We start from the raw sequence: 14,772 nt of genomic DNA, 5'->3' as shown, positions 1-14,772 counted from the left end.
TTACGCTACTCCCGCCTACCGCTCAGACACCCCTTGGTGCATAAGAGCGGCTAGGAGCTTTGCAGGAGGGGATGCCCCAGAAGCTCGCGGCATGGCGGTTTGATCGCTACCATCGCGACGAGACTGCTAAGCCGGCCGCGCGTGACGGTCGTGTCGTCATAGGTCAGCGCGATCGTCCGGTCCGCCGCAAAACCCGGTGCGGCGAGCGCCGCTTCGAATTCGGCGCGTTGGTCGAAGTCGAGCAGCGTCCACCCGGGCACACCGGCCCGCAGTTCATCGATTGAAATCGGCGTCGTCGCGGCAAAGGCGGCGGGCAGCACAATGCGTATCTCGGTTCCGGCGGGTGTCGAAGTCACGACTCCGAGGGTGCCCCGCAGCGTCTCGATGATGCGCTTTGCCGATCCAAATCCCGATCCGGTGCCGGGCGTCGTCTCGTCGGCGCGAATGCGCGGGACGACATCGCCGTTCAACGCGGCAACGACCTGGGCCGGCATGCCGCAGCCGCTATCGCTGACTGTGATTATCGCACGCTCGCCTTCACGGACGAGATCGATCCGGGCGCCGCCCGCTTCGGTATATTTGTAGCTGTTGCTCAGCAGGTTGGCGAGCGCGCGCATCAGGAGCGGCTTGTCCGAAATGACAGTTATATCGTCCGCAACATTCACGGCGAGCGCCAGCTTCTTGTTCGCGAAGGGCGTCTTGAACATCATCGACAGCGGCTCCACGAGAGCCTGGCCGCGGAACGCGCCGAGCGCGACGAAACTGGCATCGCTCGCGGCGATGTTGGCACCCGAGATCGTCGTCGAGACGATCTCGTTCAGATATTCGGCCGAACTCTCGAGCATCTCGACCAGCGCGCGGTCCTTGCCCGACCCATCCTGGCGTTTGAGGACGTCGACGGCGCTGTTGAGCGCCAGAATGACCTGCCGGCTGTCGTGGCCCGACGCATGGAGCAACGCATTCTGGCTATTCACGGTCTCGAGGGCGAACGCCTTTTCTTCGGCCAGCCGGGCTGCGCGTTCGCTGATAAGGAGGCGTTCGCTCAGCGACTGCGCAAAATTTGCGTCGGCGGCGAGTTTCTCCCGCTGGATCTTCTTGAGATTAAGTCCGAGCGCCAGAGTCACCATGATCGATTCGAAGAGCCCCACCGGACCGGCGAGATGCCAGTTGATCGGCAGCCAGGTGAAGATGCCCATCGAAGCGATCGCGGCATAAACGATGAACAGGGCGAGGCTTGCCCACCCCACGAAGAGTGGCCAGAGCTGGAACCCGAGCTGCCTGATGGCGGCATAGCCGATGAAGGGCAGGAACAGCGCCACGGCCACCGCCACGAACCATCCCGACAGATGGAGAAAAAAGCGGACCCCGGGCGGATACAGCGACAGTCCGGGCTGGAGCAGCATCACGGAGACGGCGAAAAGGACGAGCGCCTTCAGCACCATGTCGCGTCTCGGAAAATTATTCGCTGTTTTTACGAAGCTTCGACAGAATTGGGCCATCGCGGCCGCAAATCCGCATTTGATGAAATCTTCGACGGCAACCCCGGTCAGGGGTTTGTCGTACAGAAAGAAGATGGTGATATAGCCTTCGGAATGGACGGTATTCAGCGCGAAAAACGCCTCGGCTACCGCCAGCCACAGAAACTCCCTGAATCCCGTGATCGAGAAAAAGAGGAAATTCAGAAGCAGCAGCGTCAGCGCGCCGACAACGACGCCCGACACCATCGATATATTGGCGCGCCGGTCCTTGAAGAAGGTCCCGTAGCTTTCGATCCTGAGCGGCATATAGGTCGAATTTTCCGAGACAAATTCGATGACGACCAGTTTTTCCTGACGCGGGCCGAGTACCAGTTCGGAACTGAATGCCTGATAGGTCCCGAGATTTTGCCGCGCGACTTGCGGGTCGGTGCCGTCGACGATCAGGGAAAGCCTCCCCATGTCGGCCTCGTAGAGGCGAAAATGCTTGAGCGATCCGCGGCCGGTCGTCAGGATCCAGCTGCCCTGTTCGTCGCTCCCGTTCCGGACCTTGAGCAAGACGACGGTCCGGGTGCCGGGAGGTCCGAAATGAATGGTCGGACCCTCGATACGCTGAAGTGGTCCCTCCAGAATAGGGCCCAGCTGTGGCGTCCTCGTCGCACCCGGGCGTTTGGCGAAGCGCACGAACGGCGCCAGCGCCGGGGCATCTTCACCCGCGCGAAGATCGAGCAGCGGTATCTTTTCGAGTTCCGCCCGCGCCGGCTGTGCGGCCAGAAGGAACACGAGACCAAGGATCGCGTACAATATTTTCACTAGCGCCCCCCGCCAGGCGGGGATCAGGCACACCACCACGCCCGCGGGAGGTGCGCGCCTCGCGCATATCCCGCCTGTTGCGACCCACCCCCCGGTGATCAGCTCTCGTAACGGGGCTGGCCGCCTGTGCGCAAGGGCGGTGGCAACGGTCTGCCGCAAATTTACCCAAAATAACATTGGGTAGACGCTGCATCGCCCTCACCCTAGGCATCGCGCACAAAGCCGGGGGGTGAGCGCCCGATCGGCCGGGGGAAGCAAATTTCGAGGTGGGGTGGACCCGTCGGGGAGCGCAAGCCGCTCTCCGGCGAACCCCTTGCCTTGCCGGCAACATCAACGGGGGACTCAGAATAATGTCACGCATCTCGAAATCTCGCCTGCTCGCCACCAGCGCGATTGTCGGCCTTGCCATCGGCCATGTGATTCCCGCCGCCGCCCAGGATGCGTTCGGCATTCACAACGATCAGGCCGAGCGGCTGGAGGTCGAGGTCGACGTGGACGAGACCGTCGAGGGCGATATCATCGGCATCTACGCCGACAACGGTCCCGTAACTGTCGGCAATGCGGGTATAATTCGCGGGAATGGCATCGATGCAGGCAGCCTCGATAGCCGCCCGAGCGGCGGCATCGTCATTGCGCAGCCCGATTCGATCGTCACCAATGCCGGTCAGATCAGCGGCGCGGCCAATGGCGTCGTCACGTCTCTTTTCTTCAGCGAAGACGAGAATGGCGACGATCTGCCGCCGCAGGCGCTCGCCGCGAATACGCGGGTTTCGAACAGCGGGGTTATCCGTGGCGAGGCGGGGTCGGGCGTGGCGCTGGCCGGTGGCGGCACGGTGACCAACGGCGGAACGATTTCGGGGTTCAGCGGCCCCGTCGGCAGCGGCGTCAACGGTACCGGCGTCTCGATTTCCGAATTTCCGGGTGCGATCGCCGACGGCGCCACCGGCGTGGGCACGATCACCAACAATGATGGCGGCGTCATCGAGGGGCAGGTTTTCGGCGCCGCGCTTCAGGGCGGCGGCACCGTGACCAATATGGGAACCATCCGGAGCCTCGGGAACCCCAATCCCGGGACGCCCGGCGTGAGTCCCTTCGGCCTGATCCTCGTCGCATCGGCCGAACAGACGGGCCGGGCCGCTACGGTCAACAACAGCGGCACCATCTCGGGCTTTCTCGGCGTGCTCGCGGGCGGGGCGCTGGAGACGGCGACGATCAACAACGAGGGAAGCATCAGCGGTCTCGCGCTCGGCATCGTCGGGCAGTCGACGGGCGGCCTCGTGGTCAATAATTTCGAGGATGGCGAGATCGTGGCGAATGCTTTCGCCATTACCTCGAACGACGGCCGGCTGACCGTCGACAACGACGGACTCATCCGCAGCGTCAATCAGAGCGGGATCAATATCACCACGGCCAGCGCGGTGATCGGCAACAGCGGCGCCATCCTCGGCGCGCAGTCGGGCATCACCACCAACATCTTCCAGAACGTCCAGGGCACGCTGGTGCGCGCGCGGAACAATACGGTGACCAATTCGGGGCTCATCGAGGGCTACGGTGGCGCCGGTGTCGCGCTGACGGGCGGCGGCGACGTCGTCAACAGTGGCGTGATCCGCGGTTCGAACGGCTTCAACGTGAACGGCACAGGCGTGTCGCTGTCCGAATTCTCGCAGTCGATCGCAACTGACGTGACCGGCATCGGTACCGTCACCAACAACGAAGACGGGCTGATCGAAGGCCAGATGTTCGGCGTCGTCGTTCAGGGTGGCGGCACCATCAACAATGCCGGTACCATCCGCAGCACCGGCAACCCGGATCCCGCCAACCCGAATGTCAGTCCCTTTGGCGTGATTCTCGGCGCCGCCGAGGGACAGACGGGACGCGTCGGCACGCTCAATAATGATGGCATGGTATCGGGCTTTCTCGGCGTGCTTGCGGGCGGAGGGCTCGAGACGGCGGCCATCAACAATAACGGTCAGATCAATGGCCTCGCCCTCGGTATCGTCGGCCAGTCGACCGGAGCGCTGGTCATCAACAACGGCGCCGACGGCGAGATCGTTTCCAACGGTCACGCCATTACCTCGAACGAGGGGTCGCTCACGGTCGACAATGAAGGCCTCATCCGCAGCACGGGTCAGAATGGCATCAATATCCTGACGGCCGATGCGGTAATCGTGAACGGCGGTACGATCGAGGGCAACCAGTACGGAATCGTCACCCAGCCCTATCAGGGCACGATCGGCCGCGCGGTGAACACCCGGATCGACAACAGCGGGACGATCCGGGGCGTCAACAACGACGCGATCCGCCTCGCGGGCGGCGGCACCGTCACCAACAGCGGCCTGATCGAAGGCGTCAATCCCGGCGCGCAGGGGACCGACGGCATCTCGATGTTCGCGCACGTCGACCAGTCGAACGAGGATTATGCCGCGCTGGTCACCAACGAGACGGGCGGACGGATTGCCGGTCAGCGCTTCGGCGTCATTCTTTCGGGCGGCGGCGACGTCGTCAACGCGGGCGAGATCGAGGGCGTCAGCGGTGGCGTTTACGTCCAGGGGACGGCGCTCAATACGGACCCGAACGAGGATCGCAGCGGCCTGACCGCCAGCGTCGTGAACACGGGCGACATTCGCGGCACCGGCAATCTGGGCGGCAGCGGCAGCGGCGGCGACGGCTACGGGGTCGGCTTCGGCAGCGACATGTCGAGCGCCACCCTCGACAACAGCGGGACGATCGGCAGCGATTTCGGCGCAGGCGTGTCGCAGGGCTCGCGTGCCGACGTGACGGTCACCAATGCCGAGGGCGGCACGATCACCGGCGGGACGTCGGGCATCTATTCCTTCGCGACGGGCACCCTCGTCGTGAACAACGCCGGTGTTATCCGCGGTCAGGGAACCTATGACGGCTTCGACGCGGCGCCCGATGCGGGCGTGACGATCACCACCGCCGCGTCGAGCGTTGCCAACAGCGGCACGATTTCGGGTGCCGGTGCGGGCATCACGACCGCCTATCAGTTCGACGAGGATATCGGCGACATCGTCGGCATCGCGATCGGCACGCAGGTGACGAACAGCGGCGGGATACTCGGCGAATCGAACGACGGCGTCCGCCTGATCGGCGGCGGCAGCGTCACCAACAGCGGGACGATCCGCGGCGAGGGAAGCGCGTTGGCCGACGGTATCTCGATCTATCCCTACGATGGTCAGGCGCTGGAAAATTATGTCGGCACCGTCGCGAACAGCGAAACCGGCGACATCAGCGGCGCGCGTTTCGGAATCATCATGTCGGCGGGGGGCACGATCGACAATGCCGGCACGATCACCGGCGAGGGACCGGGCGGGGTGCTCATCCAGCGTGGCAGCGGGCTCGTCCGGCAGACCGGCTATGACGGCGCGCTCACCAACACGGGCACGATCACGGGCACCAACGGTTATGGCGCGGTGGTCCTGGTCACCGACACCGCCGCGATCACCAACAGCGGCACGATCGCCGGCGCGACATTCGGCGCGGTGGTCGAAGGGCTGCAGGTCGCGGAGGACATCGCGCAGACCGGCACGATCACCAACAGCGGGGCGATCACCGGCAACGGAAGCCATGGCGCCGCGGTCGCCGGTTTTCTCGATACGGCCCGGATCGTCAACAGCGGGACGATCACCGGTGCGACCGACGGCGTTATCCTCGGCAATTTCGGTACCGCAACGCTGATCAACACAGGGACGATCACGGGTGCCGACCGGGGCGTCTGGGGTGACGACAGCGGCGCGATCGTTCTCGACAACGCCGGCGCGATCATGGGCGAAGGCGGGATCGCCGTCCAGCTTGGCAGCTTCGACGACGACGTCATTCTCCGCACCGGCAGCGCGATTTCGGGGCTTGTCGACGCGGGCGCCGGCACCGACAGCCTGACGCTCGATGGCGACATCCTCGAATTGACCGAAGCGCAGCAGCTTACCGAGGCAACAGGGTTCGAGACGCTGAACGTCGCCGGCGGTTACTGGTCGACCTCGGGCGTCGTGGGCGGGTTCGACAGCGTAACGATCGACGAGGGGGCGGCGCTGCGGGTGAACGAGGTCGAGCTCGGCGGAGAAGCGAGCTCGCCGATCCTGACGCCGTCGGTTCGCACCAACGGCCTGCTCGTGCTCAATTTCGGCACCGATGAAGCGGTTTCCGCGCTCGACGACCTGACGATCGACGGGACGGGGCAGCTGCAGCTTGTCGGCGACGCCGTGTTCACGGTCGATACCGCGAATATCGCGCACACCGGCGGCACGATCGTCTCCAACGGCGGCCTCGTTCTGACGGGCCTGCTCCAGGGCGACGTGAAGACCGAAGGCACCGGATTCTTCGAGCTCGGCGCCGGCGGAACCGAAGGAAGCTTCTCGGGCAATATCGTCAACGACGGGCGCTTCGTCTTCAACCGCTCCGACGACTATGATTTCCTCGGAGCCTTTTCGGGCAGCGGCGTGCTCGACAAGAAGGGCGACGGTGCGCTGACCTTCATGGGCGATTATGCGTTCGAGGGCGTGACGAACATCCTGGGCGGTTCGGTTCGCATCGGCGGCATCATCGACCCCGGAACCAGTTTCGATCTCGGCGAAGGCGGCACGCTCGACATCACGGGCAAGGATCAGACGATTGGCGGTCTCGAGGGCGACGAGGGGTCGAGCGTGGTGATCGGCGACAGCCAGCTGACCGTCGCCCAGAGCGGGAACACGGCATTCGGCGGCGACATTTCGGGCACCGGCAGCCTGGTGAAAGAAGGCGACGGCACGCTCAACCTGACCGGCAACAGCAGCTATACCGGCCCGACGTCGGTCAACGGCGGCACGCTTGCGGTCAATGGTTCGATCGTCTCGCCGGTAACGGTCAACAGCGGCGGCACGCTCGGCGGCAATGGCGCCGTCGGTTCGACCACCATCGGTGATGGCGGAACGCTGGCGCCGGGCAATTCGATCGGCCAGCTGACCGTCAACGGCGACCTCGCATTTGCCGCCGGTTCGACATATGAAGTCGAAGTCAATGCGGCCGGTGCGGCCGACCGTCTCGATGCGACAGGGGCCGTGACGATCGCCAGCACGGCAAGCGTCGCGGTTCTGGCAGAGGATGGCGATTACAACCTGCGGACCGACTATGTCATCCTGACCGGCGGGGCCGGGATCACGGGGACATTCGGTTCGGTGACGACCGATCTGGCCTTCCTTGACCCGTTGCTTCGGTACAGCACCAACACGGTGACGCTGTCGCTCTATCGTAACGACATCGATTTTGCCGATATCGCAGTAGGCTTCAATCAGGCGAGCGTCGCTGCAGCGGTTCAGGCGCTCGGTGTCGACAACCCGCTGTACGAAGCGGTTCTCCTCCAGAATGCGGCGACCGCACAGGCGAGCTTCGGCGACCTTTCGGGCGAAATTCTTGCCAGCGCGATCAGCGGCCTGACCGACGACAGCCGCCATCTGCGCAACGCGCTGATGGGGATGAAGGCACCCGAAGAGAGCGGGGCTTTCGTGTGGGGCTCGGCTTTTGGGGGCTGGGGCGAATTCGATGCCAATCGCGGTAACTTCGCCATGGATACCGATCACAAGGGTCTGGTCGCGGGTTTCGGCTTTGGCGGCAATGGCTTCGCCGCCGCGCTGTCGGCGGGTATCGGTGGCTCCGACTTCCGCCTCGGCGGGCGAAGCGACCATGCCGATGTCGAAAGCAAATATCTGGCGGCGCACGCCACCTATGGCGCCGGGGGCGGTTTGCGCGGCACGATCGGCGTCAGCTACGCCTGGCACAAGATCGATACGACACGCGCCATCAGCATCGCGGCGCTCGCGCAAACGCTGACGTCGAAGCGCGATGCCGACACGCTGCAGATCTTCGGCGAGATCGGTTACGACATCGTCACGGGCAATATGGCGCTCACCCCCTTCGCCCGGCTGGCGCATGTCGATACCGGCAGCGAAGCCTTCGCCGAAACCGGCGGCGATGCGGCGCTGACGGTCGCGGAGGCTGGTCAGAAAACGACCTTTGTCAGCCTCGGTGGGCGGGCGCAGTTCAACGCCGGTCAGCCGGGCTTCCAACCCTATGTGTCGGCGGCGTGGAACCTTGCGCTGAACGACCGCGGCGCGCCGATCGTCTCGCGCTTCACGACGGCGGGGCCGGCGTTCGATATCCTCGGCACGGCTATCCCGAAAAGCTCGGCTGAAGTCGAAGCCGGATTTGAATATATCACGGGTTCGTTCCGTCTCGGCGCCGCTTACACAGGTACGCTGGCGTCGGATCGCAGCGCCCATGGTGCAAGGGTAATTGCGCGTATCGCCTTCTGACCAGCGACCCGTCGGAACCGAAACACGCAATGCGGGGCCGAGATGGCATTCGTCATCTCGGCCCCTTGCTGTCTGCCAATATTGTCCGGACCTGCCGCGCTTGCCGGACGTCTCTTCTGCGGCGGCAATCGCACCGCAACACCAAAACGGATGGACGGTCGGAAAAGCGATCGCGCGCGCAGCGAATGTCCGCCGACAGACCCCAGGATCAAGGCGGCCGAACCCGTCGGACAGGTCGGATGAGACCTCCCGCGGAGGAACCGCGCAAGCGGTGTCACGGCATGGCAATCTTGCGGTCATAGCGATGCGCGAAGGCAGCAGGGAACCTTCGCAATGGACGACAGCCTCTCCAATCTCGACCGCATCAAGGAAGAAATCGCCGACAGCTTCGACGAGGAGCTGGAGATGGAAATGGACGAAAGCCGGCTGGAAACGCTTCTTGCCGACATGTCCGACCATCCCGACCGCGAAGCGCTCGACCGGCGGATCTACTTTCGCGAACTGTTCCGGCTGCAGCACGAGCTTGTCATCCTCCAGGAATGGGTCGTCCAGCAGGGGCTGAAGGTGGCGGTGCTGTTCGAAGGGCGCGATTCGGCGGGCAAGGGCGGGGCGATCAAGCGCATCACCCAGCGGCTCAATCCGCGCGTCTGCCGCGTCGTCGCGCTCCCGGCCCCGAGCGAGCGCGAGCGCACCCAGTGGTATTTCCAGCGCTATGTCCCGCATCTGCCGGCGGCGGGCGAAATCGTGCTGTTCGACCGCAGCTGGTACAACCGCGCCGGGGTCGAACGCGTGATGGGGTTCTGCACCGAGGACGAGTGCGAGGAGTTCTTTCGCTCGGTTCCCGAATTCGAGCGGATGCTGGTGCGGTCGGGGATCACCCTCGTCAAATACTGGTTCTCGATCACCGACGAGGAGCAGCAGTTCCGCTTTCAGATGCGGATCCACGACCCGCTGAAGCAATGGAAGCTGTCGCCGATGGACGTCGAATCGCGGCGACGCTGGGAGGATTACACCCGCGCCAAGGAGGATATGCTCGAGCGCACGCATATCGACGAGGCGCCGTGGTGGCTTGTCGAGGCGGTCGACAAGAAGAAGGCGCGGCTCAACTGCATCTCCCATCTCCTCGGGCAGATCCCCTACCGGGAGGTCGAGCGGCCGCCCGTCGTGCTGCCCGACCGGGTGCGCCACGCCGATTATGAGCGGCATGAAATACCGCCCGAGATGTACGTGCCGCAGCGCTATTAGGGCCGGCGTCTGAGCAACAGCCACGTCGCCGCCGACGCGGTGACCGCCGCCAGCGCCGCGACGAAGGTGCCGGCATCGGTGTGCGCAAAGGGCAACCCGCGGGTATTCATCCCGAAAAAGCCCGTCACCAGCGTCGCGGGAAGCAAAAGCGCGCTGATCACCGACAGGAAATAGAGATTCTGGTTCGTCTTCTGCGCGGCTTGCAGGTCGAGCTCGTCGCGAAGCTGGCGTAACTGCGCCTGTGTGCTCGCGACGTCGGTGTCGAGCGCGTGGAGGCGCTGGACATGGCGCTCGGCGACGGGTGCGAAGATTTCGGGGAGGTCGGGATCCTTTTCGAGCCGGACCAGCGTCGCGCGCATCCCCGAGACGAGGCGATGGAGCCGGGCCCCGCGGCGGCGCACCGCGATGAGGTCGCGCGTCGCGGGGCTCATCCGTTCGTTGAGAAATTCGTCCTCGGCGGTCTGGATGTCATGGGCGAGGCCATGGATATGCTGGCTGAGTCCGTCGACCATCGTACCGACGACGAGGTGCAAGGCGGATGCGCCGTCACGGACGTCGAAGCCCGCGGCGATGCGCTGGCGGATGATGTCGGCCGAGCGGATCGGATGATAGCGCCCCGTCAGCGCCAGATCGGGGGTGATGACGATGTGGAGTGCGCCGATCTGCGAGGTTTCGGCAGCGTCGAAGTCGCGCTCGAAATCCTGGAGGACGAGCCCGACGATCCCGTCCTCGACCATCACCTGCTGGTGCGTTTCGCGCGCGAGCATCAGGTCGTGGATCGGGCGGGGAAGCTTCGTCGAACGTTCGAGCCAGCGCTGGGTGCGCTCGTCGGCGAGATTGAGGTGGAGCCAGCGGAAACTCGCGCCCTCGCCATCGTCGCATTCGTCGATCAGCCCGGTGCCTTCGGCGGTCCGTGCGCAGCCCCAGACGAGTCCGGGCTGCATCACGATCGCCCCGAAATCGGGGGCGGGCACGTCGTCCTTCGGAGCCGTCGGTCTGATCCTTCAGAAAATGGCGTTAAGGATCGCGTACAGGACGCCCGCGAGCACGATCGAGACCGGAAGCGTCAGCACCCAGGCCATCAGCAGGTTGCGGATGGTCGACATCTGCAGCCCCGACCGGTTCGCCGCCATCGTGCCCGCGACGCCCGAGGAGAGGACGTGGGTCGTCGATACGGGCAGGCCGAGCATGTCGGCGGCGCCGATCGTCCCCATCGCGACAAGCTCGGCCGAAGCGCCCTGCGCATAGGTGAGGTGCGACTTGCCGATCTTTTCGCCCACCGTGACGACGATGCGTTTCCAGCCGATCATCGTTCCGAGGCCGAGCGCGAAGGCGACCGCGATCTTCACCCAGGTCGGGATGAAGCGCGTCGCGCTGTCGAGCGAGCCCTTGTATTCGTCCAGCGCCTCGCTTTGTCCGTCGGTAAGGGCGACGTCCTTCTCCTTGCCGAGGCGCTTGATCGCTTCGGAGGCGAGATACATGTCGTTGCGCATATTCTCGGTCGCGGCGGCGGGGACCTTCGCGAGCGAGCCATAGCCGCTGACCTGCGTTTCGATCTGGTCGACCAGCGATCCAAGCGCGGGGAGGGTTTCGGGTTTCAGCTGCTTGTCGGCGATATAGGCCGTGACCGCCTTGCGCACGTCGGCGGGCGGGGTCGCGCCGCCGCCCTGTGCCGCCAGCGCGCTTTCGGCCGCGTTCGAATTGACGACGAACTCCTGGACATATTTCTCGGGCACCGCGCGATTGAGGGCATAGGCCGTGGGAACGGTGCCGATCAGGATCAGCATGATCAGCCCCATGCCCTTTTGCCCGTCGTTCGAACCGTGCGCGAAGCTGACGCCGGTGCAGGTGAAGATGAGCAGCGCGCGAATCCACCAGGGCGGCGGGGTATCGCCCTTCGGTGCCTCATAGAGCGCCTTGTTGCGCACGAGCACCTTCATCGCGAGGAACAGCAGCGCCGCGACGGTGAAGCCGAGCAGCGGCGAGAGGAGGAGCGCGTAACCGATCTCGGTCGCCTTGGTCCAGTCGACCCCGGCGGTACCGCTCTTGCCGTGGAGCATCGCATTGGCGATGCCGACGCCGATGATCGAGCCGATCAGCGTGTGCGAACTCGACGAGGGAATGCCGAAATACCAGGTCGCGAGATTCCAGACGATCGCGGCGATCAGCAGCGCGAAGACCATCGCAAAGCCCGCGTTCGACCCCACTTGCAGGATCAGCTCGACGGGCAGGAGCGACACGATGCCGAAGGCCACGGCGCCGGTCGAAAGCAGGACGCCGAGGAAATTGAAAAAGCCCGACCAGACCACCGCGTAGTTCGCGGGCATCGAATTGGTGTAGATCACCGTCGCGACCGCGTTCGCGGTGTCGTGAAAGCCGTTCACGAATTCGAAGCCGAGCGCGATGAGCAGCGCGAGAAAGAGTAGCGCGAAGGGCAGGAGGGCCGTCGCATGGACCCCGGCCGCGGCGGCGTCGGCGTAGACGCTGTAGGCGACATAGCCGATCGCGGCGACGACCGCCGCCACGAAGCCGATATTGCCGGCCGCCCCCAATCCCTTGTCGAGTTCGGGCGCTCGAATTCGGTATCGGCGATATTCGCGGCGTCGGCAGTTGTGGCGTTCATGCGCGCATCTCCAGCTGAGAGATGATTCCCCTATTCCCGCCTCGTGACAGCTAGGTGACCGGTGGGGCGCGGCGATCGGCGCATATGGCCGATTTGAAATGCCCGCTCACATTGCCATAATGTTGCGACAAAATCGTGATGCTCCTGTCGTGCGGCATATCCGGGGTGCCGCGCTGGAAGTGTTTTTTCCGACAGGTCCATCGCATGACCCTTTTGCTCCGGCTGATCCTCCCCGCGCTCTTCCTCGCGATGACGGCGGTCGCGCCGGGGTCGGCCCAGACGATGTATTCGCCGAATGTCGAGATCGCGCTCGTCCCGATGCATCAATGGGCGGCGCCCGGATCGACGGCGGTCGTCGCCGTCCGGCAGGACATCAGGCCCGGCTGGCACACCTATTGGCGCAATCCGGGGGATTCGGGCGGCGCGACGGAACTGACCTGGACACTTCCCGCCGGCGTTTCCGCGGGACCGATCCTTTGGCCGCTTCCCGAACGCCAGCCGGTGAAGGGCCTCATGAACTATGGCTATTCGCGGCAGGTCTATCTGCCCGTACCGATCGAAGTGCCGCGGGCGGCCAAAGCCGGAACGATGCTGCCGCTGAGCGTCAAGGTCCTCTCGATGGTCTGCAGCGACGAGATATGCGTTCCCGACGAGCGCAGCGTGACACTCGATCTGCCGATCCGCGACGGGGTGCCGCCGTTGATCGCAGGCGAAGGAGCCGCGATCGAACGCATCGTCGATGCCGCGCCGCGTCCCGCCGACATCGATGCGCATATCGCCCGCGACGGCGCCGATCTCGTTCTGACGCTGCGTGGCGCGGTCTTGCGGGGAACTGCGCTTGCGAATGCCTATCTCTTTCCCTTCGAGGGCGGCATCGTCGAACATCCCGCCGCGCAGCGCGCCGAACGGGAGGGCGACGATCTGATCCTGCGGATGAAGGCGGGCGGTGCCGTGCTCGCGGGCGGCCTTGCCAAACCGGTTCAGGGGGTCGTGTCGACATCGCAGGGCGCCTGGGAGATTACCGCCCAGGCGCGGGCGCCGCCGGGGAGGGCTGGCGGAACAAGCGCGACCCTCTTCGCGCAGGCCGCGCTGTTCGCACTGATCGGCGGCCTCATTCTCAACCTGATGCCATGCGTTTTCCCGATCCTCGCCATGAAAGCGGCGTCGCTGTCCGCTTCGGCGCATTCCCCGCGCACGGCGCGGCGCGACGGGATCGCCTTCCTCCTCGGGGTGTTGACGACCTTCATTTTGCTTGCGGGCGCACTGCTCGTGTTGCGCGCGGGGGGCGAGGCCGCGGGCTGGGGTTTCCAGCTTCAAAATCCCGCGGTCACCGCGGCGCTCGCGCTCGTGATGCTCGCGGTCGGCCTCAATCTCTCCGGCGTCTTTGCGGTCGCGATGCCGGGAAGCGGCGCGGGCAGCGGGCTGACGCGCCTGCCCGGCGGGACAGGGGCTTTCTTCACCGGGGTGCTCGCGGTCGTGGTTGCCGCGCCCTGTACCGCGCCCTTCATGGCCTTTGCGCTCGGCGCGGCGCTCGTGATGCCGGCCCCGATGGCGCTCGCCGTCTTCGCGATGCTCGGCCTGGGGCTCGCGCTTCCCTATCTTGTTATCAGTCTCTCGCCCGGCGTGCTGCGGCGCTTCCCGAAGCCCGGGCCGTGGATGGATCGCCTCAAATCGATCCTCGCCTTTCCGATGTATGGTGCGGCGCTCTGGCTCGTCTGGGTATTCGCCCGCCAGACGAGCGGCGAAGCGCTCGCGCTGATCCTCGCCGGCGGTCTGTTGCTCGCGTTCGGCCTGACCCTGTGGGGTTGGCGGCAGAATGCGCGGATGGCGGGACGCGGCGCGCGCGCGGCGACAGCCGTGTCGCTATTGTCCTTGCTGACGGCCGCCGCCGTGACATTATCGGCGGCATCGCTCGCGCCGGGGGCGGAGTCGTCGGGTGAGGCCGCCACGGAAACGCCCTGGTCGCCCGACGCCGTCGCGACCGCGCGGGCCGAGGGCAAGGTCGTGTTCGTGAACTTTACCGCCGACTGGTGCGTCACCTGCAAGGTGAACGAGCGCGCGGCGCTGGCTACCGGGGGAACGCGCGCGCTGTTCGCCGACGCCGGCGCCGTCTATCTGGTCGCGGACTGGACGCGGCGCGACGATGCGATCGCGCGCGAGCTCGAACGGTTCGGCCGTTCGGGCGTCCCGCTTTACCTCGTCTATGCGCCGGGGAAGGCCGAGCCCGAAATATTGCCGCAGCTGCTGACCCCGGGGATCGTCGCCGATGCGGTAAAGCGCGCAGGGGAAAAGGGGTGATCCGATGACAAGC

6 protein-coding genes are annotated in these 14,772 nt (G+C 65.2%); 3 read left to right on the top strand and 3 right to left on the bottom strand.

All coding sequences use genetic code 11. From position 1 onward, the window contains the following. Positions 1–50: 50 nt before the first annotated feature. The gene (locus tag JHC57_RS11095) at positions 51–2,288 is read right to left on the bottom strand and encodes a sensor histidine kinase (RefSeq protein ID WP_294030064.1); all 2,238 of its coding nucleotides are present in this window, start codon (positions 2,286–2,288) and stop codon (positions 51–53) included. Between the two features lie 350 nt (positions 2,289–2,638). Between JHC57_RS11095 and JHC57_RS11090 the strand changes: the two genes are divergently transcribed. Both JHC57_RS11090 and ppk2 read left to right on the top strand, forming a co-directional pair. Continuing rightward, positions 2,639–8,593 carry an autotransporter domain-containing protein gene (locus JHC57_RS11090; protein ID WP_294030063.1) on the top strand — a complete coding sequence of 1,985 codons (5,955 nt, stop codon included), beginning with the start codon at positions 2,639–2,641 and terminating at the stop codon, positions 8,591–8,593. 333 nt (positions 8,594–8,926) lie between these two features. After that, complete coding sequence (ppk2, locus tag JHC57_RS11085; RefSeq protein ID WP_294030062.1) at positions 8,927–9,838, top strand: polyphosphate kinase 2; 912 nt, start codon at positions 8,927–8,929, stop codon at positions 9,836–9,838. Here the strand turns inward: ppk2 and JHC57_RS11080 are convergent. Both JHC57_RS11080 and JHC57_RS11075 read right to left on the bottom strand, forming a co-directional pair. Continuing rightward, positions 9,835–10,812, bottom strand: coding sequence for a CorA family divalent cation transporter (locus JHC57_RS11080; RefSeq protein ID WP_294030060.1), 978 nt, complete (start codon positions 10,810–10,812; stop codon positions 9,835–9,837). The two genes, ppk2 and JHC57_RS11080, sit on opposite strands and share 4 nt — an antisense overlap. Positions 10,813–10,842: 30 nt before the next feature. Then, positions 10,843–12,390 carry an inorganic phosphate transporter gene (locus tag JHC57_RS11075; RefSeq protein ID WP_294030059.1) on the bottom strand — a complete coding sequence of 516 codons (1,548 nt, stop codon included), beginning with the start codon at positions 12,388–12,390 and terminating at the stop codon, positions 10,843–10,845. A 275-nt stretch (positions 12,391–12,665) separates the two neighbouring features. On the opposite strand from JHC57_RS11075, the gene JHC57_RS11070 reads away from it, so the two are divergent. Then, a complete protein-coding gene (locus JHC57_RS11070; protein WP_294030058.1) occupies positions 12,666–14,759 on the top strand; it encodes a protein-disulfide reductase DsbD domain-containing protein in 2,094 nt (697 codons plus the stop codon). Positions 14,760–14,772: the final 13 nt, after the last annotated feature.

Origin of the sequence: Sphingopyxis sp., from assembly GCF_016463645.1 — a bacterium.
Classification (GTDB): domain Bacteria; phylum Pseudomonadota; class Alphaproteobacteria; order Sphingomonadales; family Sphingomonadaceae; genus Sphingopyxis.
This window is presented reverse-complemented; position numbering and strand designations above follow the sequence as displayed.

Coding starts and splice junctions, on each gene's coding strand:
- JHC57_RS11070 (WP_294030058.1), top strand. CDS start 12,666: ATGACCCTTTTGCTCCGGCTGATCCTCCCCGCGCTCTTCCTCGCGATG.
- JHC57_RS11090 (WP_294030063.1), top strand. CDS start 2,639: ATGTCACGCATCTCGAAATCTCGCCTGCTCGCCACCAGCGCGATTGTC.
- ppk2 (WP_294030062.1), top strand. CDS start 8,927: ATGGACGACAGCCTCTCCAATCTCGACCGCATCAAGGAAGAAATCGCC.